The sequence below is a fragment of the Martinezella lusitana genome (genome assembly GCF_016901135.1).
Lineage (GTDB): Bacteria > Pseudomonadota > Alphaproteobacteria > Rhizobiales > Rhizobiaceae > Rhizobium > Rhizobium lusitanum_D.
On the sequence record NZ_JAFEVL010000073.1, the window covers coordinates 36469 to 61027 of the forward strand.

Sequence of the window (24559 nt, forward strand, 5' to 3'; positions counted from 1 at the left end):
AATGCTCCCCCGGAGCATTTTCCGATTCACTGCCGTGCATCGCTGTCTCGTCGCAAATCATGACAAATCGAAGGCGTTTGCCAATCAGGTTTTGTAAACAATGACCACATTTCGAGAGATTAGCATCGAATCTTCGTGTGAAATCCATCCTGATGAGATGCTAATATTCCGTTAAAAGGCCCGGCTGCACGAACCCCCAATACAGCCCGGTGGCCATCCTGGCTCTCTTGATTGCTAAGGGGAGCTTACAAGCTTGCGGTTGCACACGATGGCGTCACGGGAGCGCCGACCTCAGGGTGCTTCGCGTGCCGGCTAGATATGCCGGCCGATATCGTCGTTGGAATCGTCGACGTCGGGGTCGCCCGGTCCGTTGATGGTATAGGTGCCGTATTTCTTTGCCCAGGAGCGCGCACCGAGCGGCAGGGACAGCAGGTAGACGATGACGGTCACGACCATGACATGCCATGTATAGCTCATCAGCAGCGCCACATAGACGACAAGGGCGAGCATGATCGGCAATACGAGATCGCGCCGGATGCGGCTGCCTTCCGTCTTGCCGGACCAGACGGGCAGGCGGCTGACCAGCAGAAAGCCGATGAGCACGGTGTAGGCGGCGCCCCAATAGGCGAAAGTCCTGTCCGGCGTCAGCCCGAGGAAGCCGAGATAGACCGGCAGCAGCACCAGCATGGCGCCGGCAGGCGCGGGCACGCCGACGAAATATTCCGATTGCCAGGACGCCTTGTGTTCGCGCTCGGTCATGACGTTGAAGCGAGCGAGCCGCAAGGCGGCGGCGATGGCGTAGATCAAGGCGGCGATCCAGCCGAGCGAGTGCGCCTGATCGAGCAGAAAGACATAGACGACGAGCGCCGGCGCGACACCGAAATTGACGATATCGGCCAGCGAATCCATCTGTGCGCCGAATTTCGAAGTGGCCTTCATCAGCCGCGCCACACGCCCGTCCACGCCGTCGAGGAAAGCCGCGACCAGCACGGCGACCACGGCAAGCTCGTAGCGATTTTCAAAAGCGAGGCGGATACCTGTCAGTCCCGCGCAGATCGCCAGCACGGTGATCATGTTCGGCACGATCAGCCGCAGCGGGATCTCCCGCAGGCGCGGCCCACGCGCTTCGTCATTGGGTCCATGCGGCTCGAAAGGCGGAAAAGGCGTCTTCATCTCGTTCGTTTCTCTGGGGCTCAGCTGCGACGGCTAACGGTCGGGCCCTTCGGCGAGCCGAATTCGGCAATCACGGTTTCGCCGGCGATGGCCCTCTGGCCGACGGCAACGCGCGACGAAGCACCCTCGGGCAGGAAGACGTCGAGACGCGAGCCGAAGCGGATCAGGCCGATGCGCTCGCCGGCGTCCAGCGGCTCGTTCGGGTTCACGAAGCAAAGGATGCGCCGAGCGACGAGGCCGGCGATCTGCACCACGCCGATCTCGCCGTGCTTCGTTTCGATGACGAGGCCGTTGCGCTCGTTCTGCTCGCTGGCCTTGTCCAGTTCCGCATTGAGGAAGCTGCCCTGGCGATAGGCGATGTTGGTGATGCGGCCGCGCATCGGCGAGCGGTTCACATGGCAATCGAAGACGTTCATGAAGATCGAGACGCGCAGCATCGGCTCGGTGCCGAGATTGAGCTCAGCCGGCGGCGTGACCATCTGCACGCCGGAAACCTTGCCGTCGGCCGGCGATACGGCGAGGTCGTCGTCCTGCGGCGTCATCCGCTCGGGATCACGGAAGAAATAGGCGCACCAGAGCGTCAGGATCAGGCCGATCCAGAAGAGCGGCTTGAAGATCCAGCCGAGCACCAGCGACGCGACGAAGAAACCTGCAACGAAGGGATAGCCTTCCTTATGCACCGGAACGATGACGTTGCGCACGCTGTTCAACAAGCTCATCTACGGCCTACTCCGTTAAGGGCACCCTCGCGAAAACCGAACCCCGGTTGCCGAACGAGACGATGCCGGTCAAAAGATGAGAACAAGATAAGCGGTCTTGCTCTGATTACCAGTCGACGGTGACTACAGGCAAACGCCGTCATGAGCAATGCTCTCGCACGCTCGCCCCCAGCGCAATCCCGTTCTCTTCTGCGGCATCCGCTTACCTGGCGTTTTCCAGATCCGCCCTCGCAAAGACAGGAAGGACGGAAAGTTGCGGAAGACCCTGGATTGCCGGCGCGCCGTCCCCACGCCAGATGGCGCAGACGACGGCAAGGATGTATGCCTGCTCGCCAAGCGCCAGGTGATAGGCGTCTTTCACTGCGCCGCCGGTCGTAATCACATCCTCGATGAAAGTGACGCGGCGACCCGAAACATCCTGTCCCTCGATTGCCCGGCATGTCCCATAGGTCTTCGCTTCCTTGCGAACAAACGCTGCGGGGAGGCCGGTCTCAAGCGAGATTGCTGTTACAAGCGGGATGCCGCCCAGTTCCAGGCCTGCCAGAATCGCGGTTTCGGCCGGGATTAGCTCAGCCATGGCGCGGGCCAGCGGCTTTAGAAGCGAAGGCGTGCCTTCGAAGCGATATTTGTCGAAATATCGGCTGGAGATCTGACCCGAACGGAGTTTGAATTCACCCTGCAAGGTTGCCACTTCGGCAATGCGCCGCGCGAGCTCGTCTTTCGTATAAGTCACCCCATCCACCATAATCAAACCTCCCATGTCGCAAAGCTTCTCGCGTATACGCGCGAAATCATCCGACCGTAAACCGCATAATTTTAGCGGTCGTGGCGCGAAGTGCTGTTGGCGGGAAGGGGCGAGTGTCTGCCAGGCTCGGTATGCGCAAAAGGCAAGCCGCCGGAGACGATCCGGCGGCTTGTGGATGCGAATGCTGTCGTGGAGTAGGGATCAGAGGCCGAGAGCGGCGCGTAGTTCCGCCTTGGCGCCTTCGTATTCGCTCTTGTAGTCATCATGCGTCATGATGGTTTCGGCGATGACGGTGCCGGCGATGCGGCCGGCTTCGATGTCCGTTGCATAGTGAATGCCGCCGACGACGCGGTTATGGCCGTATTCCCAGGCGCGGGCCATGATGACGGGACGCTTCTCCGGCACCATGTTCGAGAGCACGATGCCCATCAGCGTGCCGAGCGTCGTGTGGCCGGACGGATAGGAGCCGGACTTCGAGAGCGGAACGATCGGCTTCACGAGATCGCTGTAGAGATGCGGCCGCGGGCGCTTCCAGACATCCTTTGCCGGATCGACGACGGCGCCTTCCGTCTCGACGATGCGATCGAAGAACGCGGAGAACTTCGGCAGGTTTTCCTTGGTGAACTTCGGGTTGTCGATGACATCGGAGAAGCGCCAGACATTCTCTTCCGCATCGGCCACGGCGCGTGCCGCCATTTCCGGTGTGCGGGTAACCTGGATGGTCAGGATTTCGCCCAGCTCGGCCTTCATCTGCGCCGAATCATTGGCAGGCGGCGGCGGCAGCAGATTGAGGAGATTGATCTCCTTGGCATCTGCGAACGGCTTGGCATCCTCGGCGAAAACCGGCGAGGAGATACCGACAACAAGCAACAGTGTTAAAGCTTTGGCAAAATTACGCATTTGGGGCTCCCTTTAAAATGAGACCCGTACCTAGCAAGCTGTCATCTCAACCTCGTGACAGTTGTCCGTGCGTAACCTCTCTGCACGATGTTTCTTGTGACGATCCAGCTGAGACGTGGTGATCCAGCGCCTCCACTCAGTTTGCCGGCGCCAGTCGGTTGACGACGCCCAGATCGTCGTTTTCGCGCACCTGCTTCAGATGCTCCTCTGCCTGCGTGGCCTCGCGTTGACGGCTCCACATGGAAGCATAGAGCCCATTCTGGGAGAGCAGGTCCGCATGCGTGCCGCGCTCGGCGATCACGCCGCTTTTCAGCACGATGATCTCGTCAGCACCGATCACGGTCGAAAGGCGATGGGCGATGACCAGCGTGGTGCGGTTCTTGGAAACGACATCGAGCGCCGCCTGGATCTCGCGCTCGGTCGTCGTGTCCAGCGCCGAGGTCGCCTCGTCGAGGATCAGAACCGGCGGTGCTTTCAGAACGGTACGGGCAATCGCGACGCGCTGCTTCTCTCCGCCTGATAGTTTGAGACCGCGCTCTCCGACCTTCGTTTCGAAGCCTTCGGGCAGATGGCGGATGAAATCGCCGATCTGGGCAATCTCCGTCGCCGCCGCCACCTCCGCGTCGCTGGCGCCCGGCCGGCCGTAGCGGATGTTGTAGGCGATGGTGTCGTTGAAGAGCACCGTATCCTGCGGCACCATGCCGATCACCTTGCGCAGGCTCTTCTGCGTCACCGTGCGCAGGTCCTGGCCATCGATGGTGATCGTGCCGCCCTGCACGTCGTAGAAGCGGTAGAGAAGGCGCGACAGGGTCGATTTTCCCGCGCCCGACGGACCGACCACGGCGACTGTCTTGCCGGCGGGCACATCGAAAGAAATGCCCTTGAGGATCGGCCGGGCAGCATCGTATGCGAAATGCACGTCCTTGAAGGAGATGGCGCCGTTGCCGATGACCAGGTCCTTTGCGTCGTCAGCGTCTGTCACCTCGGGCTTGACCTCCAGCAGGTCGAACATCTCCTCGATGTCAGTCAGTCCCTGGCGGATTTCGCGGTACACGAAACCGATGAAATTCAACGGCACGGAAAGCTGCAGCAGCATGGCATTGATGAAGACGAAGTCGCCGACGGTCTGATGCCCGTTGAGAACGGACCAGCCGGAGATCACCATCATGACCGTCGAGCCGAGGCCGAAGATCACGCCCTGGCCGAAGTTCAGCCAGCCGAGCGATGTCCAGACGCCGGTCGCGGCCTTTTCATACTTCGCCATCGACTGATCGAAACGCCTGGCCTCCATCTCCTCGTTGCCGAAATACTTGACCGTCTCGAAGTTCAGAAGCGAATCGATCGCCTTCGTATTGGCGTCGGTGTCGCTGTCGTTCATCGTGCGGCGGATGGAAATGCGCCAATCGCTCGCCTTGACGGTGAACCAGATATAGAGCCAGACCGTGACTGCCGTCACGGCGAGATAGGAAAAGCCGTAGCCGCGCCAGAAGATGATGGCGGTCATCAGGAATTCGATGAATGTCGGAAAGGTATTGAGGATGGTGAACCGGACGATGGTCTCGATGCCCTTGGTGCCGCGCTCGATGACGCGCGAAAGGCCGCCTGTCTTGCGCTCCAGATGGAAGCGCAGCGACAGCTCGTGTATGTGCACGAAGGTCCGGTAGGCGAGCTGGCGAACCGCATACTGGCCGACGCTTGCAAACATCGCGTCGCGAAGCTGGTTGAGGCCGAGCTGGATGAGGCGCGTAACGTTCGTGGCGATGATCAGGGCGATGGCGCCGACCATGAAGGCCGGCAGGATGCCCTGCATGTCGAGCTTGCCGTTCAAGGCGTCGACGGACCATTTGAAGAAATAGGGAACCAGCAGCAGGAAGAATTTCGAGACCAACAGGAAGACGGTCGCCCAGACGACGCGCATCTTCAGATCCATGCGGCCGGCCGGCCACATGTAGGGCCAGAGATTAACGATCGTATTCAATGGATTGCTGGAATCCGCCGATATGGTTTTCTTGCGGTCTGCCATGTCCGTCTCCGGCGAATAATCGAGGCAGCCGGACGTCGACGACCACTGGGGTAGCCCGGCTGGGATTGCCTTCGCATGCAAAAGCGCGGCCGTCACGCGAAGGCGATGAGGGTCGCGCGACGCTTATACTATTTTTATGCTGCGTAAAAGCATCGGCCAGGCGTTGAAGGCGCCTGGCCGATGCATGACGTTGTCGAGAGAGGTACGGGTAGCCTAGAGCGGCTAGGCGTTTCACGGAATCGCCTAGCCGCTCTAGGCTATTGTTTTTACGCAATTCCGGACGGAAAACCGCTACGCACTTTTCCTGGAATTGCTCTAGAGATGCCCACCCGAAAGCCGCTTGCGATGAAGCTCTTCGGCGTTGGGAAGCGCGTCCTTCGGAAGGCCGAAGACCTGTCCGGGAAGGATCCGGTCCGGATTGTTGATCTTGTCCTCGTTGGCCAGATAGATCGTCGTGTAGCGCACGCCGGCGCCATAGATGCGGCGTGATATCTGCCAGAGCGTATCGCCGCGACGGATGATGACGGCATTGGTATCCTGTGAGAGCGGAGCCTGCTCCAGTGTCTTCGGACCGCTCTCGTTGGACGAGACCTCCGCATTCGGCTGGGCGGGTGCTGCTTGTGCCGGAGCGGTGATGGCCGCGATCATCTGTTCGAGATTGGGTAGCGCATCGCCGACCGACTTCGGATCCTTCGGAAGAGCCTGCAATATGGTAAGCGCCTTGAGCGCGGCAGCCGAAGCGTCGGCAGCAATCTTCTTCAGGTCCGCGCTGGCGCCAATGGCCGGCCGGAATTCCGAAAGCGACTTAAGCGCGATCTCCGTGCCGGAGCGCGCCGCGGCAAGCTGTTCCGCATTCGGCTGCTTGCCGTCTGTAAACAGGCTCTTCAGCAGTGTGAAAGCCTTGCCGGCACCTTCTCTGAGCTTGGCAAGCTCGCCCTCGTCGAGCGGCACCATGGCCGCGGCCACCGACTGCGTCTGGGCGCCGGTCGCCGCCGGCGTCTGCGCGGCGACGGTCACCTGATTGCCTTCGGGGCGGGTGAAGTTGACGCTGGTGCGCACGACGACCTTGCCCGCGCCATCGAGCACGTCGACGCGAATCTTGTGGTCGCCGACAGTGAGCGGCATCACGCCGTCGACGACGAAATGCCCGTCGGCACCGGCGGCGATCTCTCCGATCAGCTTGTCGTCGGCATAGGCGCGCACCTTGGCGCGGGGCTTCGTGGTGCCGGCAACGAAGATATGGTCGTTTTCGATTTCCACGGCGTTGACCATGACATCCGGTTGCCCATCCGTCGCCGTGCCGGCGGCAGGGTTGGCGGATGCCACGGCGCTACCGTCCTGCTGCGGCTTGGCGTCCGATGGATTGCCCTGAGCATTGGCTGCCGGCGCATTCTGCCCGGCGGCAGTCACGCGGCCCTGCTTGGCCGAGGGAGCCGTGATGATGCGGCTGGCGGTGCCCGGCTTCGACACCATGGCGAGCAGCTGCGTCGAATCATCCTTCGGGACGGAAACGGTGGCCACTTCCTCGGAGTTGACGGGCTTGCCGTCTTTGCCGGTCGCGCGCAGCACCAACTCGTGATCGCCGGGTGGCAGCGGATTGTCGAGTACCGCGGCAAAGTCGCCGCTGGGACCGACATTGGTCGTGGTTACGACCTTTTCTCCATCGACGATCTCCAGCTTGGCGTTCGGCTCGGCCGAGCCCGCGATGACGGTGGATCCATCAGGTTCGACACGCAGCACGTCGAACGAGGGGATCAGGGATTTCGCCGCTGCCTCGGTCGTTGGTGCAGCGCCGCCGGTCAGCGCCGCCAATGCCTTGTCGATTGCAGCGCTGGCCTCGGCCGCGTTTTCGGGAAGTGACTGGACGATGGCAAGCGCCTTGTTCGCGCCATCCTGTACCTTTGTGACGAGGCCGGTCGCCGTCGCGTCCGTGCCGGCGGGAAGCGCAAAAGCGACGATCGACTGAAGCGCCGTGATCGCCTTCGTCTTAGCGGCTGAGAAGATATCCTGGCTCGGCGTCGTGCCATCCTTGAACAGCGCCTTGAGATCGGCAAGCGACGCCGTCGCGGCACCCGTCAGATCGGTAAGCTTTTTGGCGAGATCGGCCGTGTTGGCGGCGTTCGACACCGCATTCTGCGTCGACTGAGCTGTGTCGCCAGCCTTTTGCGCATTATCCTCGATTGTATTCTTCACCGTGTTGCTGGCCTGATTGACCGCATCGCCGATCGGTTTCTTGTCACCGTTGATGCGCGGCATCACGAAAAAGACCATCAATATGGTCGCAATTACCAGCACCAACAGAGCCAGCCAACCGGCACGGTTCTTCATCATTATTTATCTCCAGGCGGCGAAGTCGTCGCAACTCCTGAAATTGCTAGCGATTTCGCCTGTTTTTACAAGCTTTCTAAGCCATTTTCGCATGTCCGGGCACAAGTTTTCCTTCGAAAAATCTTGACTGAGCATTTGCAGCATAGTTGTTTGCATCCATGACCGACGATTCTGCGCCAATTCGATCCATTTGCGTTTATTGCGGCTCAAGGCCCGGGCGCGATTCTTCCTACATGGCTGCCGGCCGCGAGCTGGGCAAAAGCATAGCCGAGAACGGCTTGCGCCTGGTCTATGGCGGCGGAACGAAGGGCATCATGGGCGCTGTCGCAAGTGGTGTGCTCTCGCACGGCGGTCAGGTCACCGGCATCATTCCGGAATTTCTCGTCGACATGGAAGCGACGCGCCATTCGCTCGGTCAACTGGACGAGCTTATCATAACGCCAGACATGCATGCGCGCAAACATGGCATGTTCGAACGCGCCGACGCCTTCGTGGCGCTGCCGGGCGGTATCGGCACTTTGGAGGAGATCGTCGAGATCATGACCTGGGGCCAGCTCGGCCGTCATGAAAAGCCGATGGTCTTCGCCAATATCAATGGTTTCTGGGATCCGATGATGGAGCTCATCCGCCATATGACGGAGGAAGGCTTCGTTCACACCGCCCATCGTGTCCAGCCGCTGGTCATCGACAAGATCGCCGACATCATTCCGGCCATCCGCAAGCACGCCGCTGAAACGCAAGGCGACCGCGGCGGTGAAGAGGCGGTCATTTCCAAGCTCTGAAGGGCGCCAGCAACTGCCGCCCATTCCGTCAGCGAGCGCGGCTCCGCCTCAACATCGACCAGCTGTAAAGCGCCAGACCGGCCCAGATCAGCGAGAAGGCGATCATCTGTGTCGTTCCGAAGGGTTCCTTGAACAGGAAGACGGCAATCAGGAAGACCATCGTCGGCACGATGTATTGCATGATTCCGACGGTGGACAGCTTCAGGAGCTTCGCGCCGTTCGCAAAGATCATCAGCGGCAGGGCGGTGATCAGGCCGCATCCAAGCAGGAGTGCTGTATCGGTAAGGCCCGTGCGATAAAGGTGGCCTTCGCCGCGCGCCTCCAGATAGACGATGTAGAGCGTCGCCGGGATGCAGAGAAGCAGCACTTCGAGGAAGAAGCCCTGATTGGCGCCGACCGACAGCGTTTTGCGGAAGAAGCCGTAGAAGCCCCAGGAGAAGGTCAGCGTTAACGCGACCCAGGGCAGGGTCCCCGCTTCGATGGTGAGGATGACGACGGCTGCCGCAGCCAGTCCGATCGCGACGATCTGCACCGGGGCCATCTTTTCCTTCAGCAGCAGCGAGCCGAGCGCGATGCTGAACAGCGGGTTGATGAAGTAACCGAGCGCCGCATCGAGCGAATGGCCGGCGCCGATCGCCCAGACATAGGTCCCCCAATTGATGGTCACAAGTGTCGCGGTCAGCGACGCCATTGCGACGGTGCGCGGATTGCTGAGCGCCGCCTTCACGTCACCCATGCGGCCGAGCGCCAACAGCACGGCGCCCGCGACGGGGATGGACCAGAGGATGCGATGGGCGATGACTTCCATCGCCGGGATATGCGCCAGCGCCTTCATGTAGAGCGGCAGAACGCCCCACATGAGATAGGCCGTCAGCACGAAGCCGAACCCACGTGCACTGTCTTCGTTCTTGATCTCAGGGGCGACCGTATCGGTGGCCATGAATGTTTCCCGCCATATTCTGTTCTTTGAGACGGGATTACTCCAATGCGGGTGATGTGGCCAATTCATTTCCTTGACGGCATCGTCAAGGTTTTTGATGTCTTGCGAGCGACTGTAAAATTTCCAACCTAGATATCAGTCAGCTATTAGTCCCGCTTTGTTCGCCACTGCTCTTGAATGATTTGGACCGCGGACGGCTCATCCTCTAAAACGGCGTTCTCGAACCACATCCCTCTCCCAGAGAAGATTTCTATTCTCTGCGTTTTTGCTTTCAGGAATTTGGAGAACTTCTTATAAAAGGATTTTAGTTCTGCTGGCGGATCAATATAAATTCCGCTCTTTTCAACAAAAAAACTAGTGTATCCCATCGAAACTATAAATATGTTTCTCGCAAAGTAATTCTTATTATTTGCCGATAACCTTAGATGTCCCTTACCGTCAAGGATGCCTACGCAAAATATCTTTCCCATATAGGTATTGTCGATTTCCTTAATTATAAAGTCGTCATCGGCAAAAGATGGATGTTTAAAATAGAAGGAAATTGCGCCTTTCTCTAAATCGATCAAGGCATTGTCGATATCTGATACGGTCTTGTTCGCGTTCTTCTCGTCGCCGGTACGCACGACATGGCATCCCTCGGAATATAAGAAGCTAATAGCATCATGAAGGCGTTGTTTCGATAATACAAATTCTGTTGTCGCTGCCATACGTCGTCCGTGTGTTGGTAAATATTCAACTTCAGATCCAGCATTCGACGGATCGAATTAGTGAGGGATGCTTTAGCGATTCAGATGTTGCAGATGAACTCGCAGAGTATAATGCTCTTGCGGAGCTTCAAACTGCTGCAGGAGCCGTCCGGTCGCAACCATGCTCTACTCCGCCGCGATCTTGCCTGCCATATGCCGGTTCTTCATCAGCTTGTAGATGACGGAATCCATCAGCGCCTGGAACGAGGCGTCGATGATGTTTTCCGAAACTCCGACCGTCCACCAGCGCACGCCGTCGCTGTCGGTGGATTCGATCAGGACGCGGGTTATGGCCTCCGTGCCGCCGTTGAGGATACGCACCTTGAAGTCGGCAAGCTCCAGATCGTCGATCTCGTGCTGGTATTTGCCGAAATTCTTGCGCAGCGCCAGGTCGAGCGCGTTGACCGGGCCATCGCCTTCGGCGACCGACATGATGGTCTGGCCGTCGATGATGATCTTGACCACCGCTTCCGAGACGATCTTCACCCGGCCGTGGGAGTCGAAGCGACGCTCGACCATCACACGGAAGCCGTCGATCGCGAAGAATTCCGGAATGGTGCCGAGCGTGCGTCGCGCCAGCAGCTCGAAGCTGGCATCCGCGCCTTCGTAAGCGTAGCCCGTGGCTTCCCGTTCCTTGACGATCTGGATCAGCTGGTCGAGCTTGGGATCGTCCTTGCCGACCTCGATGCCACGGCGCTTCAGCGCGTTGATGAAGTTCGACTTGCCACCCTGGTCGGAAACCATGACCTTTCGGAAGTTGCCGACGCTTTCAGGCGGCACATGTTCGTAGGTGCGCGGGTCCTTGAGCAGGGCCGAGGCATGGATGCCGGCCTTGGTGGCAAAGGCCGAGGCGCCGACATAGGGGGCCTGGTGGTCCGGCGAGCGGTTCAGCAATTCGTCGAAGGCGTGCGAAAGGCTGGTGAGCCCGACGAGCCGCTCGGCATCGATCGTCGTTTCGAAGCGCTCGCTATAGGCGCGTTTCAATGCCAGCGTCGGGATCAACGTGATCAGATTGGCGTTGCCGCAGCGCTCGCCGATACCATTCAGCGTGCCCTGGATCTGCCGCACGCCGGCCTCGACGGCGGCAAGCGAATTGGCAACCGCTTGGCCGGTGTCGTTATGGGCATGGATCCCAAGACAGTGTCCCGGAACGCCGCAGGCGATGACGGCTTCGACGATGGCGCGGATTTCCGGCGGCTGCGAGCCGCCATTGGTATCGCAGAGCACCACCCAGCGCGCACCCGCCTCATAGGCCGTCTTGGCGCAAGCGAGCGCATAGGTCGGATTGGCCTTGTAGCCATCGAAGAAGTGCTCGCAGTCTACAAGGGCTTCCTTGCCGGCGTTGACGGCAGCCTTGACGCTCTCGGCGATGCTTTCGAGATTTTCCTCGTTCGTGCAGCCGAGCGCCACCTTGACGTGATAGTCCCAACTCTTGGCCACAAAACAGATTGCGTCCGCCTTCGCCTGCAATAGCCTGGCAAGGCCGGGATCGTTGGAGGCGGAAATGCCGGCGCGCTTGGTCATGCCGAAGGCGACGAAGGCGGCAGATTTCGTGCGCTTCTCGTCGAAGAAGGCCGTGTCGGTTGGGTTGGCGCCGGGATAGCCGCCCTCGACGTAATCCAGGCCGAACTCGTCCAGCATGGTCGCAATGGCAATCTTGTCCTCGACGGAAAAGTCGATGCCGGGCGTCTGCTGGCCATCGCGGAGCGTCGTGTCGAAGAGATAGATTTTTTCGCGTGTCATACTGTTTCCTCCGGCGAGCCGGTTTCTTCTTGCTCAGTCGCTCCCTCTCCCCGTCAACGGGGAGAGGGCTGGGGTGAGGGGCCTTCCGAGGTCAGACTTTCCCAGCAAACTTATCCGTTGCCCGGATAAGCTGGTCCAAGATCCCCGGTTCGGACGAGGCATGGCCCGCGCCCTCGATCAGATGAAACTCCGCCTTGAGCCAGGCCTTGTGCAGCGCCCAGGCATATTTTGCCGGGCAGGGCATGTCGTAGCGCCCATGGACGATGACGCCGGGAATGTCCTTCAGTTTGCGCGCATCGCGCAGGAGCTGACCTTCCTCGAGCCAGCCGGCATTGACGAAGAAGTGGTTCTCGATACGCGCGAATGCATGCGCATATTCCGCGTCCTCGAACTGGAGGCTGACGGACGGTTCCGGCAGCAGCGTGATCGTCTCGCCTTCCCAGATCGACCATGCCTTGGCGGCCTCCAGACGGGCGGCCTTGTTCGGATGCGTCAACAGGCGATGGTAAGCGGCCATCATCTCATGGCGCTCGTCCGGCGGGATCGGCGCGACGAACCGTTCCCACTTGTCGGGGAACATCTCCGAGACCCCAAACTGATAATACCAGTCGAGCTCGGCCCTCGTAAGCGTGTAGATGCCGCGCACGACCAGCTCCGAAACCCGCTCCAGATGCGTCTCGGCATAGGCGAGCGCCAGCGTCGAGCCCCAGGAGCCGCCGAAGACAAGCCATTTCTCCACGCCGGCCATTTCGCGAAGCCGCTCGATATCATCAACCAGATGCCAGGTCGTGTTGGCCTCAAGGCCGGCATGCGGCGTCGATCGTCCGCAGCCGCGCTGGTCGAACAAGGTCACGTCGTAAAGCGCCGGATCGAACACGCGGCGATGGCTCGGCGAGATACCGCCGCCCGGACCGCCATGCAGGAAGACCGCCGGCTTGGCGCCGGGCGTTCCCACGCGCTCCCAATAGATGACATGCCCATCACCGACATCGAGATGGCCGGAAGCATAGGGTTCGATTTCCGGATAGAACGACCGCAGTATCTCCGTCATATTTTCAGTCCCTCGGCCGGCCAGACGTCCGTATCGTGATCGGGATGCTGGAAGGAAATGATCCGCTCCTGCTGGGCATAGAAATCAGGATCCTGATGCACGGGCTTCTCGAAGATGGTCTCCACCCAGGGCAACCGCGAGGCATGGTTCACCTGGATCTGCGGCGCGAGATCGTCGCGCTCGTCGAAGGTTCCGATGGCAAGCTCCAGGCCGCCGGGATGGCGATAGGTCATCGGCGTGCCGCAGTTCTTGCAGAAGCCGCGGTCGATGTTCACGGAAGACTGGAAATAGGTCGGCTCGCCGCGGGTCCATTCAAAACCATCGTCAGGCGCCGTGACGAGGGCGGAGAAGAAGCTGCCGAACTGCTTCTGGCACATGCGGCAATGGCAGATCGATGGGCGACCGAGCTCGCCGCGAATGCGAAACCGCACCGCGCCGCATTGGCATCCTCCGCTTCTGGTGACTTCAGTCATGGCGCTTCTCCTGTGGCCAGGTTGAGGTATCGTGATCGGGATGTTGATGGTTGGATAGCCGGATCGACGAAGCGCGATCGGAGCCATCTTCATCCGGTTCCATCGGCAACACATCCAGCGCGTGGAACCACGGCATCTTTGCCGCAGGGTTCGATTGCGCGACAGGCTGGACCGCCATCGGCTCATCCAGCGAGCCAAGCGTGACATTGATGAAATCCGTGCCCGGAATATCATAGAACAATGGCGTGCCGCAGGTGCCGCAAAAGCCACGGCGCACAAGATCGGACGAATGAAACCATGAAGGTTCGCCGCGCGTCAGTTCGAAGTCGGCGCGTTTAGCGCTGCCCAGCGGCAGGGCGTAATTGCCTGATGCTTTCTGGCACATGCGGCAATGGCAGAGATGCGGATAGCCGAGCGCGCCGGCGGTGCGATAGCGAACCGCGCCGCATTGGCATCCACCGCTATATCCCGCCGTCATCGTCATTGACCGGTCTCCGCTGGCCATGCTGCCGTATCGTGGTCCGGGTGCTGGTACGACACAAGCTCCAGCACGAAGGGCGCCTGTTCCGCATCTTCTTCTGTCCTGTGTCCCGGCAGCAGATGCAGCCGGTCGACGAAATCGATCTTGGCTTCCGTGCCGTACTGGACGACGGGCGGCAGCTGCGAGGGATCGTCGAAGGCACCGGCCGCCACCGCCACGCCATCCGGCGCCTCATAGGTCAGCGGCGTGCCGCAATCTCCGCAGAAGCCGCGCTTGACGTAGTTGGAGGACTGGAACGTTTTCCGCTCTCCGCGTGTCCAGGTGAGCTCGCCGCCGCGGGTCGAGACCAACGGCGCGTAATAGGCGCCGAAGGCCTTCTGACACATGCGGCAATGACAGATGGAGGCATCCTTCAGCTCGCCCCGCACCTGGAAGCGAACCGCACCGCACTGACAGCCGCCTGTGTAGGTCGCACTCACCGCTTGACCTCCCAAGTCGTGATGCGCTCACCCGTTGCCGGGTCCTTGCCATCCTTCAACTGAATGCCCCTTGCCAGAAGGTCGTCCCGGACCTTGTCTGCCTCGGCGAAGTTCTTCGCCTTCAGCAGTTCCAGGCGCTGCCGCACCTTGGCATCGATTTCGGAGGCGACGGCTTCATCGACTTCCGCCTTCTTCGGTAGCAGGCCGAGCAGGGTGGCGCTCGCTGCAAAGACCGGCAGGAGGCTGGCATCGGCATTGGCGGCCTGGGCCAAAGCATGCAGCGCCTGAATGGCGACGACGGTGTTGAGATCGTCGGCAAGGGCGGCGAGAACCGTCGCATCAGGTGCCGCGCCGCTGACATCCGCTGCCGGCCATTTGGCGATCAGCCGCTCGGCTTCCTCCAGACGCTTGACGGAGAAGTCGATCGGCTCGCGGTAATGCGTCATCAGCATGGCGAGCCTCAGCACGTCGCCCGGCCAGGTCCGGCCGCCGAGCTTTTCCGTCTGCAGCAGCTCATAGATGGTGACGAAGTTGCCTTCCGATTTCGACATCTTACGGCCTTCGACCTGCAGGAAGCCGTTGTGCATCCAGACGTTCGCCATCGCATGCGTGCCATGCGCGCAACGCGACTGGGCGATTTCGTTCTCATGGTGGGGGAAGATCAGGTCCAGCCCGCCGCCATGAATGTCGAAGACATCGCCGAGATAGCGTCCGCTCATGGCCGAGCACTCGATATGCCAGCCCGGACGGCCGCGGCCCCAGGGGCTTTCCCAGCCGGGCTCGTTCTCGTCGGAGAGCTTCCACAGCACGAAGTCGCCCGGGCTCTTCTTGTGTTCGTCGACCGCGACGCGTGCGCCTGCCTGCTGCTCGTCAAGATTGCGCTTCGAAAGCTGGCCGTAATCGGCCATCGACCTGGTGTCGAACAGCACTTCGCCGGCCGCCTGATAGGCGTGGCCTCTTGCGATCAGCTTCTCGATAATGTCGATCATCTGGGCGATATTATCAGTCGCCCGCGGCTGCACAGTCGGCTCAAGACAGCCGAGCGCGGTAGTATCCTCCTGATATTGCTTGTCAGTCTTTTCCGTGACCAGGCGGATCGCCTCGTTGAGCGGCAGGCCGGGATGGTCGCGCAGCGCCCGCGCGTTGATCTTGTCGTCAACATCGGTGATATTGCGCACGTAGGTGATGTGACTTTCGCCATAGACCTGTCGCAGCAACCGGAAGAGCACGTCGAAGACGATGGCCGCGCGGCCATTGCCGATATGGGCGAAGTCATAGACCGTGGGGCCGCAGACATACATGCGGACGTTATCGCGGTCGATCGGCTGGAAGTCGACCTTTTTACGCGTCAGCGTGTTGTAGAATTTCAGTTGCGGCTCGGCGCCCATTTCACTCTCCCAAAGGCATAGATCCGAAAAAAATCGTCACCGGCCGGCCGGAACGTTTGTCATCTTGGATTTTGGGAGACGAAAACGGCCAGGCCAGCGAAACGCTAGCGAATAATTTTCCGGCAGATAATGCAGATAACCGTTTTCATGGCGGGCTTTATCGCGCGCCGGAAGAATTTGGTCAAGTGGGGAGAGGCCTCCTCTCGCCCGGGGAGAGGGTGTTTTTTATTCCGGCATCCGATAGTCGACGAGCTTGTTCTCGCGCACGACGAAGAGCTTGCCGGTTTCGGTGACATCGGGGCCGACGAGCGGCAATATCGCCTTCGCGACCTCGCGGGGATGCGGCAGCGTGTCCGGATCCTCGCCGGGCATGGCCTGGGCGCGCATGGCAGTGCGGGTAGCACCCGGATCGACGCTGGTGATGCGCAGCGGCGTGTTCTGGGCTTCTCCGGCCCAGGTGCGGGCAAGCGCCTCGACGGCGGCCTTGGAGGCGGAATACGGACCCCAGAAAGGCCGGCAGCGATGGGCGGCGGCCGATGACAGGATGACGGCGCGTCCTGCATCGGAGCGCATCAGCAGCGGCTCGACGGAGCGGATCAGCCGCCAGGTGGCGGTGACGTTGACGGTCATCACCTTCTCGAAGACTTTCGCCTCGACATGGCCGATCGGCGATATCACCCCGAGCACGCCCGCATTGGCGACAAGGATATCGAGCTTGCCCCAGCGTTCGAAGATCGATGCGCCAAGTGCGTCGATGGCGTTCATGTCTGAGAGGTCGAAGGGCACGAGCGTTGCCGAGCCGCCGGCCGCCTTGATGGCGTCGTCCAGTTCCTCAAGTCCGCCGACGGTGCGGGCGCAGGCGATCACATGCGCGCCGGCCTTGGCGAGTTCCAGTGCCGTGAAATAGCCGATACCGCGCGACGCGCCGGTAACGAGGGCGATCTTGTCCTTGAGGTTGACGCTCATGCTGCCTTGATCCGAATGCGTGGGAAAGAGAAAGGGCGAAAAAGCGCCCCTTGTCAGCAGTTGCCGGGGGTCAGCCGTTGCTTGCAAGCATGGAGAGCTTGCGCACGTTGCTGGTGCTTTCCCGGTCGAGCAGACGCGTCGGGTAATCGCCGGTGAAATAGTGATCGGTGAACTGCGGCTGCGCATTGTCGCGCGGCTCGCCGCCGACGGCTCTGTAGAGTCCGTCGATCGACAGGAACTCCAGGGAATCGGCGCCGATGAAATCGCACATGGCCTTGAGGCTGCCATACTGGTTGGCAAGCAGCTTTTCGGCATCCGGCGTGTCGATGCCGTAGAAGTCCGGATAAAAGATCATCGGGCTGGCGACGCGGATATGCACTTCGCGGGCGCCGGCCTCGCGGATCATCTGCACGATCTTCACCGAGGTCGTGCCGCGCACGATGGAATCATCCACGAGAATGACGCGCTTGCCTTCGATGATGGCGCGATTGGCGGAGTGCTTGAGCTTGACGCCGAAAGCGCGGATCTGCTGTGTCGGCTCGATGAAGGTGCGGCCGACATAGTGGTTGCGGATGATGCCGAGCTCGAAGGGGATGCCGCTTTCCTGCGCGTAGCCGATGGCAGCCGGCGTGCCGCCATCCGGCACGGGGACGACGACATCGGCCTCGACAGGAGATTCCTTGGCAAGATTGATACCCATGTTCCTGCGGGCGACATAGACGTTGCGGCCGCCGACCACCGAATCTGGACGGGCGAAATAGACGTATTCGAACAGGCAAAGCCGCTCGGGCTGAGTGGCCTCGGGCTTGCGGGCATCGATGGTGATCGAGCCGTCGGGCTGGATCTCGCAGATGACGACTTCGCCATTTTCGATGTCGCGGACATATTTCGCGCCGATGATGTCGAGGGCGCAGGTTTCCGAGCAGAAGATTGGCTTGCCGTCGAGCTCGCCCATCACGAGCGGCCGGATGCCGATCGGGTCGCGCGCCGCGATCAGCTTGGTACGCGTCATGGCAAGCATCGAATAGCCGCCTTCCATCTGGCGGATGGCGTCGATGAAGCGATCCGAGGAGGAGGCTTGCTTGGAACGGGCAATGAGATGCAGGACGACTTCGGTGTCGGATGTCGACTGACAGATGGCGCCGTCGGCGATCAACAGCCGGCGCATGGTCAGGCCGTTGGTGAAATTGCCGTTGTGAGCGATCGCGATGCCGCCGACTTCCAGTTCGGCGAACAGCGGCTGCACGTTGCGCAGGATGGTTTCGCCCGTGGTCGAATAGCGCACATGGCCCATCGACCGGTCGCCAGGCAGTCGGGCAAGCGTGGCAGGATCCGTATAGTGATCGCCGACGAGGCCCATCCGTCGCTCCGAATGAAAGCGCTGGCCATCGAAGGAGACGATGCCGGCCGCTTCCTGGCCGCGATGTTGCAGGGCATGCAGCCCGAGCGCCGTCAGCGTCGCCGCATCCGGGTGTCCCAGAATGCCGAATACGCCGCATTCCTCGTGCAGCGTGTCGCCGTCGATATCATTCTCGATCGATAGGGAATGGTTCATGGCTGCGGGCCTTTGCTCTCAACGTGGGCGGATCGGGCGGCGTCACGACTGGATACTAGAATAGCTGAAAATCCGGCCGGAAAATATATCGGGCCGGATCTTCCAGTTTCATGCCGCTCACATGGCGATTATCACGCGGCGGGTCAAGCCTGTAAACGCATTGTCAATTGTTTGTCTGCGGCGCCGGTGCATCATCGGAGGGCGCGGTATCGTTCGGCGTAGCGTTGTCGCCACCTTCCTGGGGTTGCGTCTGCTGTTGCTGATTGGGAGCGATCTTGTTGATGATCTCGGGCGGCAGCATCGCCTGGACGTTTTCAGGAAGTGCCGATTTCAGCTTTTCGACCATCGAATCGAGGAAGGGCTTCGACTTGGCGTTGTTGACCCAATCCGGGCGGGCGGCGGGTGCGACAAGCCAATTCCAGAAGGCCACCACCACGACCATCAGCAGCAGGCCGCGAGCCGCGCCGAACAGGAAGCCGAGCGTCCGGTCGAGTGCGCCGATGCGGCTGTCGATGATGAAATCGGCGATCCGGATGGTGATGAAGGAAATGATGATCAGCGCCAGCAGGAAGATGACGGCGGCCGAGGCGATCGTCGCGATCTTGGTGTCGGCCTTGTATTGCAGGGCATAGGGAACGAGCAGGGGATAGAGATAGTAAGCGGCGACGGCCGAGCCGCCCCAGCTGACGATCGAAAGAATTTCGCGGGAAAACCCGCGGACCATGGCCAGAACGGCGGAGAACAGAAGAACGCCGATAACAATACCGTCGAAAATCGTAATGGGCATGTATAATCCACTTCAAGACTTGCCACGCCATGTTGGCGGGCATCGGCCTCAGTATGAGCCTCTTCTACGTCAAGGACGGCTGAAGTAAGGCTCAGTCTTCATCTTCCGCACGCTTAAGTGCGCCTTTCGATCCGGCTATGCGCGCCACCAGGTCCGGCAGGCTTTCAACCTCACTCCAGCGTCCGCCATTGACCTTCGGCAGGTCGGCGGAAGCAGCAGGCAGGAGGGCCGTAGAAAATCCCAGCTTCTCGGCTTCCTTGAGACGCTGGGCGGTGTGCGCAACCGGCCGGACGGCGCCCGACAGGCTGACTTCGCCGAAATAGACGCAATCTGCGGGAAGGGCAAGACCAGCCAGAGAGGAAACCAGTGCAGAGGCGACGGCAAGATCGGCAGCCGGCTCAGAAATGCGGTAACCGCCGGCGACATTGAGGTAAACATCGTGCTGGCCGAGGCGAACGCCGCAATGCGCTTCGAGAACCGCGAGAATCATCGACAGCCGCGCCGAATCCCAGCCGACCACTGCGCGCCGGGGCGTGCCGAGCGATGTTGCGGCGACCAGTGCCTGCACTTCGACCAGTATCGGCCGCGTGCCCTCCATGCCCGCAAAGACGGCGGCTCCCGGCGATTTCGAATTACGCTCGCCAAGGAAAAGTTCGGACGGGTTCGCTACATCCCGCAGGCCTTGATCGGACATTTCGAAGACGCCGATCTCGTCGGTCGGACCGAAACGATTCTTGACCGTGCGCAGGATGCGGTAGTGATGGCCGCGATCGCCCTCGAAATAGAGGACGGCGTCGACCATGTGTTCGACGACGCGGGGGCCGGCGATCTGGCCGTCCTTGGTGACATGGCCGACCAGCACCATCGCAGCACCCGTCTGCTTGGCGAAGCGGATCATCGCCTGCACGCCGGTGCGCACCTGTGTGACGGTGCCGGGAGCCGATTCGGCAAGCTCGCTCCAGAGAGTCTGGATGGAATCGATGATGACGAGGTCCGGCCTCTTGCCTTCGGCAAGCGTCGCCAGGATATCCTCGACATTGGTTTCTGCCGCCAGCATCACGTCGGTATCGGCCGCTTGCAGCCGCTGCGCGCGAAGGCGAACCTGCGCCACGGCTTCTTCACCCGAGACGTAGACGACCTTGTGCCCCTGGCGGGCGAGCGCGGCGGCTGCCTGCATCAGCAGCGTCGACTTGCCGATGCCGGGATCGCCACCGACGAGGACCGCCGAGCCGCGCACGAAACCGCCGCCTGTGGCACGGTCGAGCTCTGAAATGCCCGTGAAGATGCGCGGTGCTTCCTCGATCTCGCCCGAAAGCGAGGTCAGCGTCACCGGCCGCCCCTTCCTGGGCGTCTTTGTCGGACCGCCGCCGATCCCGCCCATCGGATCTTCCTCGACGATGGTGTTCCATGCGCCGCAGCTATCGCATTTGCCCGCCCAGCGATTGTGGATCGTGCCGCAGTTCTGGCAGATGAATTGTGTGCGGCCCTTAGCCATCGGATGCTGGTCTCAAAGTTCAAATGCTCCGCTCTTCGAGGCGAATCGCGATCGGCTGACAGATAATGTCTTTCGCGGCCTATCAAAACTAATGATTTCCGTATCAACGCCGATCATGTCAGCCTTTATGCTGGGTTTTTATGGATGATGACCGATGTTTGACTATTCGCTTGCCCACTGGATCGCTTTTCTGACCGCCGCGACGTTGCTCAACCTCTCGCCGGGGCCGGATATCGCCTTCATTCTCGGCCACACGATCAGAAGCGGCATGCGCTCCGGTTTCGCTGCCTTGTTCGGCATATGGAGCGGCGCCTGCCTGCATGTGCTGATGGCGGCAGCGGGACTGTCGGCGATCCTGGCCGCCTCGGCGCTTGCCTTCTCGACGATAAAGTGGGTCGGCGCCGCCTATCTGATCTGGCTCGGCATACAGGCATTGCGCTCGAAAGGTGAGGGTGCCTGGATCAAGGAAGCCGGCAAGGCTTTATCGTGGGGTCGCATCTACCGGCAGGGCATCCTGGTCTCGCTGCTCAACCCGAAGGTCGCGATCTTCTTTCTCGCCTTCCTGCCGCAGTTCGTCGTCGAGGGCGCCGGCCCGGTCTGGGCGCAGCTCCTGCTGCATGGCAGCCTGATCATCGTCGTGGCTGCGTTCATCGAGCCGCCGCTCATCCTTCTCGGCGGTCGCCTGACCGAGGCGCTGCGGCGCAATCGCAGCGTCGGGCTGTGGCTCGATCGTGGATTGGGCGCGCTGTTCGTTGCCCTGGGTGTGCGTCTGGCGATCAGTGTGCGCTAAAAGCATTTTCAGGAAAAGTGCGTAGCGGTTTTCCGTCCGGAATGCGGAAAACAAGAAGACAGGGCTATTCCTCGGTCTCTTCCGAGATGTAGCGCCGCTCGTGCCGCAGCCCCATGCTCGTCAGCATCTCGTAGCCGATCGTGCCGGCGGCTCGTGCCGCATCATCAACCAGGATATTGCTGCCGAAGAGCTCGATATAGTCGCCGGCGCGAACCAGATGGTCCGGAAGGTCGGTCACGTCGAAGATGGTGAGGTCCATGGTGATGCGGCCGGCGACGGGCACCTTGTGCCCGGCAATGAAGCCCTGGCCGCCGGCAATGCCCGCCTGGCGCAGCGGCACGCCGGCGCTCGACTGGCTGCGCATATAACCGTCGGCATAGCCGGCCGAGACGATCGCCAGCCGGCTGTCGCGCGTCAGCTGAAGCGCACGGCCGTAGCTCACCGTTTCGCCTGATTTGACGGAGCGTGTCTGGATGATCCGGGCTTCTGCCGTCGCCACCGGCCGCATCGGATTGGCCATGCCGGGAACGGCCTCGCCGCCATAGGTGGCGATACCGGGGCGGGTAAGATCGAAATGATACTCCGGCCCGAGAAAGATGCCGGCCGAATTGGCAAGGCTCGCCTCGATCCCCTCGAAGGCCGTGCTGACCTTGCGGAAGGCCTCCAGCTGCTGCCGATTCATCGCATTGGACGGATCGTCGCCACAGGCAAGATGGCTCATGACAAGCACCGGCGCGAAGCTTGCCGGGCGCGAGACGTCGTCGGCGAGCGCCAGTGCGTCCTCCATCGGCAGGCCTAGCCGGTTGAAACCCGTGTCGACCTGCAGCGCGCAAGGATAGTCGCCATACTCCGACAGCACCGACATCCAGAAGGTCAGTTGCTCCTCGGAGGCGATGATGGGAACGAGATCGTTCTCGAAGAATGTTCGCTCCATCCCTGGCCAGATGCCGCAAAGCACGAAGATGCGCGCCTCCGGCGCGTAGAGCCGGAGCGTTGCGCCCTCGTCAGCGGTAGCGACGAAGAAATCGCGGGCGCCGGCCGAATAGAGGGTTTCGCCGATATCCTCGATCCCCAGTCCATAAGCATCCGCCTTGACGACGGCGGCGGTGCGGGCGTTGCCCGAGCGGCGGGCCATCTCGCGCCAGTTTTCGACAAGCGCGCCGAGATCCACCGTCAGCCGCAGGCCGGCGGAAGCGAAAGCGTCGTTGTCATCGAAATTGTCTGTCATGGAGCCGCCTTAACGAAGAAATGGCCGGAGATGATTTCGCTCCGGCCAGGATAGTGATCATCGATGAAAAGAAAAAGTGCTGCGGCACATATGTGCACCGCCTACCGCCTTTGTCAGTGCTCTTCATATTGAAGGAAGGAGGAATCGGCGAGATCGGCGAAGCGCGTGAATTCCGACTGGAAGGCGAGCTTCACCGTGCCGGTGGGGCCGTGACGCTGCTTGGCGATGATGACGTCGGCCGTACCCTTCACGCGGTCGAACAGGGCTTCCCATTCGGCATATTTCGGATCGGCCGGATCGCGGGGTTCCTGGTTCTTCACGTAATATTCCTCGCGGAACACGAAGAGCACCACGTCGGCGTCCTGCTCGATCGAGCCGGATTCGCGAAGGTCCGAAAGCTGAGGCCGCTTGTCATCACGGCTTTCGACGGCACGCGAGAGCTGGGATAGCGCGATGATCGGAACGTTGAGCTCCTTGCCGAGCGCCTTCAGGCCCGTGGTGATTTCGGTGATTTCCTGGACGCGGTTTTCCCCAGACTTCTTGGAGCCGGTCATGAGCTGGATGTAGTCGACGACCAGAACGTCGAGGCCGCGCTGGCGCTTCAGCCGGCGGGCGCGAGCGGCAAGCTGGGCGATGGAGATACCGCCGGTCTGGTCGATGAAGAGCGGCACCTTCTGCATCATCATCGAGCATGCCACAAGCTTCTCGAAATCCGCATCGTTGATATCGCCGCGACGGATCTTCGACGAGGAGACTTCCGTCTGCTCGGAAATGATACGGGTGGCGAGCTGTTCCGACGACATTTCCAGCGAGTAGAAGCCGACGACGCCGCCGTTCTTGGCCTTGGTGGAGCCGTCCGGTTGCACTTCGCCTTCGAAGGAGGCGGCGATATTGTAGGCGATATTGGTGGCGAGCGATGTCTTGCCCATGCCGGGACGGCCGGCGAGGATGATCAAGTCGGACCGCTGCAGGCCGCCCATCTTGCTATCGAGCGAGTGGATGCCCGTGGAAATGCCCGAGAGACCGCCGTCGCGCTCCTTGGCGACAGCCGCCATGTCGATCGCCAGTGCCACCGCGTCGTTGAAGGCCTGGAAGCCGCCGTCGTAGCGGCCGTTTTCGGCGAGCTCGAACAGCCGGCGTTCGGTATCCTCGATCTGCGTCTGCGGCGGCATGTCCAGCGGCGCATCGTAGGCGATGTTGACCATGTCCTCGCCGATGGTGATCAGCGCCCGGCGCAGCGCCAGGTCGTAGATGGCGCGGCCGTAATCCTCGGCATTGATGATCGACACGGCTTCGACGGCGAGGCGCGCGAGATATTGCGCGACCGTCATGTCGCCGACCTTCTCCTCCGCCGGCACGAAACTCTTGATGGTCACCGGGTTGGCGGTCTTGCCCATGCGAATGATGTCGCCGGCGACTTCGAAGATCTTCCGGTGCAGCGGCTCGTAGAGATGGATAGGCTTCAGGAAGTCGGAGACGCGATAATAGGCATCGTTGTTGACGAGGATGGCGCCGAGAAGAGCCTGCTCCGCCTCGATATTGTTAGGCGCTTCGCGATAGTGCTGTTCGGCGGGAGCAATGGCGGCGAGCTTGCGCGCAGCTTCGTTCATTTTCCATCTCTTCGTACTTTGGAGTATCGAATGGTTTGCGATGAAGCGTTGTCATGGTCAACCGTGCAAATACGTCGTTTTGGTGAACGAGGGCAAATCAGGCCCCGCTATCAACATTGTTCCACTCGTCCACAGGGACAAGTTTCGGCCGTATAAA

General features: G+C 61.0%; 22 protein-coding genes. 2 read left to right on the plus strand and 20 right to left on the minus strand.

Annotation, left to right across the window (positions count from 1 at the left end; translation table 11 throughout):
- Positions 1–312: 312 nt before the first annotated feature.
- The 6 genes from pssA to JTP94_RS29890 all read right to left on the minus strand — a co-directional run bounded on the left by pssA (position 313) and on the right by JTP94_RS29890 (position 7891).
- The gene (gene pssA, locus JTP94_RS29865; RefSeq protein WP_034507804.1) at positions 313–1173 is read right to left on the minus strand and encodes a CDP-diacylglycerol--serine O-phosphatidyltransferase; all 861 of its coding nucleotides are present in this window, start codon (positions 1171–1173) and stop codon (positions 313–315) included.
- Between the two features lie 20 nt (positions 1174–1193).
- On the minus strand, positions 1194–1892 hold the full coding sequence (locus JTP94_RS29870; RefSeq protein ID WP_204854038.1) for a phosphatidylserine decarboxylase: 699 nt from the start codon (positions 1890–1892) through the stop codon (positions 1194–1196).
- A gap of 202 nt (positions 1893–2094) precedes the next feature.
- A complete protein-coding gene (locus tag JTP94_RS29875; RefSeq protein ID WP_246755425.1) occupies positions 2095–2652 on the minus strand; it encodes an orotate phosphoribosyltransferase in 558 nt (185 codons plus the stop codon).
- Between the two features lie 186 nt (positions 2653–2838).
- Complete coding sequence (locus JTP94_RS29880) at positions 2839–3537, minus strand: phosphatase PAP2 family protein (RefSeq protein WP_204854039.1); 699 nt, start codon at positions 3535–3537, stop codon at positions 2839–2841.
- A 136-nt stretch (positions 3538–3673) separates the two neighbouring features.
- The gene (locus JTP94_RS29885) at positions 3674–5560 is read right to left on the minus strand and encodes an ABC transporter ATP-binding protein/permease (protein ID WP_204854040.1); all 1887 of its coding nucleotides are present in this window, start codon (positions 5558–5560) and stop codon (positions 3674–3676) included.
- A gap of 315 nt (positions 5561–5875) precedes the next feature.
- A complete protein-coding gene (locus tag JTP94_RS29890) occupies positions 5876–7891 on the minus strand; it encodes a LysM peptidoglycan-binding domain-containing protein (RefSeq protein WP_204854041.1) in 2016 nt (671 codons plus the stop codon).
- A gap of 155 nt (positions 7892–8046) precedes the next feature.
- Here JTP94_RS29890 and JTP94_RS29895 point away from each other — a divergent pair, with 155 nt between their 5' ends.
- Entirely contained in the window at positions 8047–8670 is a 624-nt protein-coding gene (locus JTP94_RS29895) for a TIGR00730 family Rossman fold protein (protein ID WP_204854042.1), read from the plus strand.
- Positions 8671–8698: 28 nt separating this feature from the next.
- Here JTP94_RS29895 and rarD read toward each other — a convergent pair whose 3' ends face one another.
- The 12 genes from rarD to radA form a co-directional block, all read right to left on the minus strand.
- A complete protein-coding gene (gene rarD / locus JTP94_RS29900) occupies positions 8699–9610 on the minus strand; it encodes an EamA family transporter RarD (protein WP_204854043.1) in 912 nt (303 codons plus the stop codon).
- Between the two features lie 146 nt (positions 9611–9756).
- Positions 9757–10317 carry a hypothetical protein gene (locus JTP94_RS29905; protein WP_204854044.1) on the minus strand — a complete coding sequence of 187 codons (561 nt, stop codon included), beginning with the start codon at positions 10315–10317 and terminating at the stop codon, positions 9757–9759.
- A 165-nt stretch (positions 10318–10482) separates the two neighbouring features.
- Positions 10483–12099 (minus strand): citramalate synthase, encoded by a 1617-nt coding sequence (gene cimA / locus JTP94_RS29910; protein WP_204854045.1) that lies wholly within the window; start codon positions 12097–12099, stop codon positions 10483–10485.
- A 91-nt stretch (positions 12100–12190) separates the two neighbouring features.
- Positions 12191–13150, minus strand: a complete 960-nt coding sequence (gene pip, locus JTP94_RS29915; RefSeq protein WP_204854046.1) for a prolyl aminopeptidase — start codon at positions 13148–13150, stop codon at positions 12191–12193.
- Complete coding sequence (locus JTP94_RS29920; protein ID WP_204854047.1) at positions 13147–13623, minus strand: GFA family protein; 477 nt, start codon at positions 13621–13623, stop codon at positions 13147–13149. Before JTP94_RS29920 ends, pip begins: the two co-directional genes overlap by 4 nt.
- Positions 13616–14107 (minus strand): GFA family protein, encoded by a 492-nt coding sequence (locus JTP94_RS29925; RefSeq protein ID WP_204854048.1) that lies wholly within the window; start codon positions 14105–14107, stop codon positions 13616–13618. The genes JTP94_RS29920 and JTP94_RS29925 overlap by 8 nt, the downstream gene beginning before the upstream one ends.
- A complete protein-coding gene (locus JTP94_RS29930) occupies positions 14104–14583 on the minus strand; it encodes a GFA family protein (RefSeq protein ID WP_204854049.1) in 480 nt (159 codons plus the stop codon). Before JTP94_RS29930 ends, JTP94_RS29925 begins: the two co-directional genes overlap by 4 nt.
- Positions 14580–15971, minus strand: coding sequence for a cysteine--tRNA ligase (gene cysS, locus JTP94_RS29935; protein ID WP_204854050.1), 1392 nt, complete (start codon positions 15969–15971; stop codon positions 14580–14582). Before cysS ends, JTP94_RS29930 begins: the two co-directional genes overlap by 4 nt.
- 225 nt (positions 15972–16196) lie before the next feature.
- Positions 16197–16937, minus strand: a complete 741-nt coding sequence (locus JTP94_RS29940; RefSeq protein ID WP_204854051.1) for an SDR family NAD(P)-dependent oxidoreductase — start codon at positions 16935–16937, stop codon at positions 16197–16199.
- Positions 16938–17007: 70 nt separating this feature from the next.
- Positions 17008–18492, minus strand: a complete 1485-nt coding sequence (purF, locus tag JTP94_RS29945; protein WP_204854052.1) for an amidophosphoribosyltransferase — start codon at positions 18490–18492, stop codon at positions 17008–17010.
- A 163-nt stretch (positions 18493–18655) separates the two neighbouring features.
- Positions 18656–19279 carry a CvpA family protein gene (locus JTP94_RS29950; RefSeq protein WP_163986268.1) on the minus strand — a complete coding sequence of 208 codons (624 nt, stop codon included), beginning with the start codon at positions 19277–19279 and terminating at the stop codon, positions 18656–18658.
- A gap of 91 nt (positions 19280–19370) precedes the next feature.
- The gene (radA, locus tag JTP94_RS29955) at positions 19371–20774 is read right to left on the minus strand and encodes a DNA repair protein RadA (protein ID WP_034507782.1); all 1404 of its coding nucleotides are present in this window, start codon (positions 20772–20774) and stop codon (positions 19371–19373) included.
- Between the two features lie 154 nt (positions 20775–20928).
- Between radA and JTP94_RS29960 the strand changes: the two genes are divergently transcribed.
- Positions 20929–21564 (plus strand): LysE family translocator, encoded by a 636-nt coding sequence (locus JTP94_RS29960; protein WP_204854053.1) that lies wholly within the window; start codon positions 20929–20931, stop codon positions 21562–21564.
- A gap of 64 nt (positions 21565–21628) precedes the next feature.
- On the opposite strand, the gene alr is transcribed toward JTP94_RS29960, so the two are convergent.
- Both alr and JTP94_RS29970 read right to left on the minus strand, forming a co-directional pair.
- Positions 21629–22792 carry an alanine racemase gene (gene alr, locus JTP94_RS29965; RefSeq protein ID WP_204854054.1) on the minus strand — a complete coding sequence of 388 codons (1164 nt, stop codon included), beginning with the start codon at positions 22790–22792 and terminating at the stop codon, positions 21629–21631.
- Positions 22793–22905: 113 nt separating this feature from the next.
- Positions 22906–24402 (minus strand): replicative DNA helicase, encoded by a 1497-nt coding sequence (locus JTP94_RS29970; protein WP_037193951.1) that lies wholly within the window; start codon positions 24400–24402, stop codon positions 22906–22908.
- Between the last annotated feature and the right edge of the window lie 157 nt (positions 24403–24559).

Coding starts and splice junctions, on each gene's coding strand:
- pssA (WP_034507804.1), bottom strand. CDS start 1,173: ATGAAGACGCCTTTTCCGCCTTTCGAGCCGCATGGACCCAATGACGAA.
- JTP94_RS29870 (WP_204854038.1), bottom strand. CDS start 1,892: ATGAGCTTGTTGAACAGCGTGCGCAACGTCATCGTTCCGGTGCATAAG.
- JTP94_RS29875 (WP_246755425.1), bottom strand. CDS start 2,652: ATGGGAGGTTTGATTATGGTGGATGGGGTGACTTATACGAAAGACGAG.
- JTP94_RS29880 (WP_204854039.1), bottom strand. CDS start 3,537: ATGCGTAATTTTGCCAAAGCTTTAACACTGTTGCTTGTTGTCGGTATC.
- JTP94_RS29885 (WP_204854040.1), bottom strand. CDS start 5,560: ATGGCAGACCGCAAGAAAACCATATCGGCGGATTCCAGCAATCCATTG.
- JTP94_RS29890 (WP_204854041.1), bottom strand. CDS start 7,891: ATGATGAAGAACCGTGCCGGTTGGCTGGCTCTGTTGGTGCTGGTAATT.
- JTP94_RS29895 (WP_204854042.1), top strand. CDS start 8,047: ATGACCGACGATTCTGCGCCAATTCGATCCATTTGCGTTTATTGCGGC.
- rarD (WP_204854043.1), bottom strand. CDS start 9,610: ATGGCCACCGATACGGTCGCCCCTGAGATCAAGAACGAAGACAGTGCA.
- JTP94_RS29905 (WP_204854044.1), bottom strand. CDS start 10,317: ATGGCAGCGACAACAGAATTTGTATTATCGAAACAACGCCTTCATGAT.
- cimA (WP_204854045.1), bottom strand. CDS start 12,099: ATGACACGCGAAAAAATCTATCTCTTCGACACGACGCTCCGCGATGGC.
- pip (WP_204854046.1), bottom strand. CDS start 13,150: ATGACGGAGATACTGCGGTCGTTCTATCCGGAAATCGAACCCTATGCT.
- JTP94_RS29920 (WP_204854047.1), bottom strand. CDS start 13,623: ATGACTGAAGTCACCAGAAGCGGAGGATGCCAATGCGGCGCGGTGCGG.
- JTP94_RS29925 (WP_204854048.1), bottom strand. CDS start 14,107: ATGACGATGACGGCGGGATATAGCGGTGGATGCCAATGCGGCGCGGTT.
- cysS (WP_204854050.1), bottom strand. CDS start 15,971: ATGGGCGCCGAGCCGCAACTGAAATTCTACAACACGCTGACGCGTAAA.
- JTP94_RS29940 (WP_204854051.1), bottom strand. CDS start 16,937: ATGAGCGTCAACCTCAAGGACAAGATCGCCCTCGTTACCGGCGCGTCG.
- purF (WP_204854052.1), bottom strand. CDS start 18,492: ATGAACCATTCCCTATCGATCGAGAATGATATCGACGGCGACACGCTG.
- JTP94_RS29950 (WP_163986268.1), bottom strand. CDS start 19,279: ATGCCCATTACGATTTTCGACGGTATTGTTATCGGCGTTCTTCTGTTC.
- radA (WP_034507782.1), bottom strand. CDS start 20,774: ATGGCTAAGGGCCGCACACAATTCATCTGCCAGAACTGCGGCACGATC.
- JTP94_RS29960 (WP_204854053.1), top strand. CDS start 20,929: ATGTTTGACTATTCGCTTGCCCACTGGATCGCTTTTCTGACCGCCGCG.
- alr (WP_204854054.1), bottom strand. CDS start 22,792: ATGACAGACAATTTCGATGACAACGACGCTTTCGCTTCCGCCGGCCTG.
- JTP94_RS29970 (WP_037193951.1), bottom strand. CDS start 24,402: ATGAACGAAGCTGCGCGCAAGCTCGCCGCCATTGCTCCCGCCGAACAG.